The organism is Streptomyces sp. NPDC048411 (assembly GCF_040704695.1).
Lineage (GTDB): Bacteria > Actinomycetota > Actinomycetes > Streptomycetales > Streptomycetaceae > Streptomyces.
Genome location: NZ_JBEZKL010000272.1, coordinates 1 through 3,272 on the forward strand (window position 1 = coordinate 1; position 3,272 = coordinate 3,272).

3 protein-coding genes are annotated in these 3,272 nt (G+C 71.2%); all 3 read left to right on the forward strand.

The features are described 5' to 3' along the window. Window positions 1–585 precede the first annotated feature (585 nt). Window positions 586–1,032, forward strand: a complete 447-nt coding sequence (locus AB0915_RS38710; protein ID WP_366696039.1) for a VOC family protein — start codon at window positions 586–588, stop codon at window positions 1,030–1,032. 108 nt (window positions 1,033–1,140) lie between these two features. Then, window positions 1,141–2,580: an NAD(P)/FAD-dependent oxidoreductase gene (locus AB0915_RS38715; protein ID WP_366696041.1), complete on the forward strand. Its 1,440-nt coding sequence runs from the start codon at window positions 1,141–1,143 to the stop codon at window positions 2,578–2,580. A 52-nt stretch (window positions 2,581–2,632) separates the two neighbouring features. After that, on the forward strand, window positions 2,633–3,181 hold the full coding sequence (locus tag AB0915_RS38720) for a GPP34 family phosphoprotein (protein WP_366696043.1): 549 nt from the start codon (window positions 2,633–2,635) through the stop codon (window positions 3,179–3,181). The last annotated feature ends 91 nt before the right edge of the window (window positions 3,182–3,272 follow it).

The following is a 3,272-nucleotide window of genomic DNA, read 5'->3' on the forward strand; positions in this document are numbered from 1 at the left end:
CTCGCCGATCAGATGGGCGGCGTAGTTGTCCCGGGAGGCCAGCGCACCGCCCGACCCCCGCAGCTCGGTCGCCGTGTACGTGTTGAAGCCGGCACGGTTTCGTGCCGGGCCGACCGGGGCCACACGACGGGACCGTCAGTGGTGCCATCCGTGACGCGCGAGGGTGCTTTTGACGGCGGTGGCCATCACGCTCTCACCTGGGTGTCCGACGGTCGGCGTGTACGTGTTCAGTCTTCTCAAGATCTGTCCTTCCGTGACCGGTCGAAGGTCTCCGCCCGGGGCGCGGCCACAGCCGCATGGCACATCTGGTCAATGCCGTGGACTGTCGTGCGCGCACACCTGGTTGAGGGCGGAGCACCCGAGATTCACACGTATCCGAAGGCCGTCAGGTGCTGGTGGCCACGTAACGAATGGGTCAACGCGGACGAGCCGGATGGCTTAAGGGCCTGACATCGGGTCCTGGCCGGGACACACCGTCAGGTGACTGATGCGGGACATGTCGACCGCGGCCGACAGTGAGACCCGACGCGCACCGACCCACCCCATGACCGAACTATCGGAACCATCGAAAGCGAGATCACAGCCATGGACATGAAGCTCGAAGTCGTCATTCTGCCGGTGTCCGATGTGGACGGCGCCAAGGGCTTCTACGTGGAGCAGCTCGGCTGGCGCCTCGACGCCGACTTCCCGATCAACGACGGCTACCGGATCGTGCAGGTGACCCCGCCCGGCTCCGAGTGCTCGGTCATCTTCGGCGAGGGCCTCACCCAGCAGGAGGCGGGCACGCTCCACGGCCTCCAGCTGACCGTCACCGACATCGTCAAGGCACAGGAGGAGCTGGAGTCCCGCGGTGTGGAGGTCTCCGGCCCGTTCCGCGACGAGACCGGCGCCTTCCACCACGCCGGTGGCACCCACCGGGTGCCCGGTCTGCACCCCGAGCGGTCCAGCTACGGCACCTTCGCCGCCTTCAAGGACCTCGACGGCAACGAGTGGTTCCTCCAGGAAGTCACCGAGCGCGCCCCCGGCCGCTGAGGCCCGGTCCCGGCGCGACCGACCCCCCGCCGCGCCGGGACCGCCCACCCCGGAGGCCACGTCACCCACCCGACACCATTCGACCGGCACCCGTCCACCGGAGGACACATGACGACCGAGAACATCCGCACATACGACGTCATAGTGATCGGCGCAGGACCGGTCGGCGAGAATGTCGCGGACCGCACCACCGCCGCAGGCCTGAGCACCGTGATCGTGGAGAGCGAACTGGTCGGCGGCGAATGCTCGTACTGGGCCTGCGAACCCAGTAAGGCACTGCTGCGCCCCGCCCTGCTCCGCGCCGACGCCATACACGTTCCCGGGCTCGACCCCGCCGTCAAAGGCCCGTTGGACGCAGAGGCCGTCCTCGCGCACCGCAACCGCATGTCCGCGGACTGGAAGGACGACGGCCAGGTCGAGTGGATCAAGTCGGTCGGCATCGACCTGCTGCGCGGCCACGGACGGCTGACGGGGGAGCGCGAGGTGTCCGTGGAGACCTCCGACGGCGACACCGTCCGCCTGCGCGCCCGACACGCCGTCGCCGTGTGCACCGGCAGCCGGGCGGCCCTGCCCCCGCTGCCCGGGATCGAGACCCTGCGGCCATGGACCAGCCGGGAGGCGACCAGCGCCCAGGCGGTGCCCGAGCGTCTGGTGATCGTCGGCGCCGGTGTGGTGGGCGTCGAGATGGCCACCGCCTGGCAGGCCCTGGGCAGCCGGGTGACCCTGCTCGCCCGGGAGGAGGGGCTCCTGCCGCGCATGGAGCCCTTCGCGGGCGAGCAGGTCAACGAGCGCCTGCGGGAGGCCGGTGCGGACGTACGGTTCAACACCTCGGTCGTCGCTGCGAAGCGGGGGTCCGACGGCGAGGTCCGGATCACCCTCTCGGACGGCGATGAACTCACCGCCGACGAGATCCTCTTCGCCACCGGCCGCGCCCCGCGCTCGGCGGACATCGGGCTCGACACCGTGGGACTGAGCCCGGGTGACTGGCTCGCCACCGATGACAGCCTGACCGTTACCGCCGTCCCCGGGAACTGGCTGTACGCCGTCGGCGACGTCAACCGCCGGGCGCTCTTCACTCACCAGGGCAAGTACCAGGCGCGGATCGCCGGCGCCGTGATCGCCACCCGGGCCCGGGGCGAGGAGCTCGACACCGGCCGCTGGTCCGCACACACCGGCACGGCCGACATCGAGGCCGTCCCGGGCGTCGTCTTCACCGACCCCGAGGTCGCCTCCGTGGGCCTGACCGTCCGTGAGGCAGAGCGCACCGGTCGCTCCGTCGAGGTCGTCGACTACGAGATCGGCCACCTCGCCGGCGCCCTCCAGTACCGTCCCGACTACCGGGGCAAGGCCCGGATCCTCATCGACCGGGACCGTGAGGTCGTCGTCGGCGCCACCTTCGTCGGACCGGGCGTCGGTGAACTGCTGTACTCGGCCACCGTCGCCATCACCGCGCAGGTGCCGGTCGAGCGTCTCTGGCACGCCGTACCGGCCTTCCCCACCATCAGTGAGGTGTGGCTGCGCCTGCTGGAGACGAGGCGGGACTCATGACCACCGCACAAGCCCTCGCGCTCATCGCCCTGGCCTGCCGCCCGACCGGACCGTGGAGCAGGGCGGCCTGTCCCTCGCGCTCGCGGGGGCCGAGGCGGTCGATCTCCTGGAGAGCGGGGCGCTGACCCTGGACGGCGACCGCATGGTGCCCGGCCCGCGGGTGGCGACAGGCGACCGTCTGCTGGACGAGGCGCTCGCCTCGCTCGTTCGGCGGGGGGAGCGGTACGAGACCGTCGAGGGCTGGCTGTGGTGGCGCGGCGGCGAACTCGCCGCGGCCTACGTCGAGGACCTGGAGAAGGCCGGGCTCGTCGCGCACCCACGGGGGCACGTGTTCCGGCTGCGGTCCGCGCGGGCCGTACCGGCCGACTCGCCGGAACATGTCCGTGCCGAGGAACGCCGGGCGTCCGGAGAGCCCGTCCTCGCGGCTCTGCTGGCCGCTCTGGGGCTCGGGGACGAGCCGTCGCCGGCCCGTGAGAACCTCATCGGGGACGCGGTCACGACGGTACTGGCCGCTGTCGGCGGCGCGGTGACGGAGCTGGAGGCCGCACAGCTGCGACAGGACGTCGAAAGCGCCGCGTTCGACAACATGTGGCGGGGCTAGGGCGTGTTTCGAAAGTAGCGTCGTCCGCCCGTAGGGCGGGCCTGGCGGCGTCTGGTGCGTGCGATCGCAAGGCGGAGGGTCGCCCCGATAC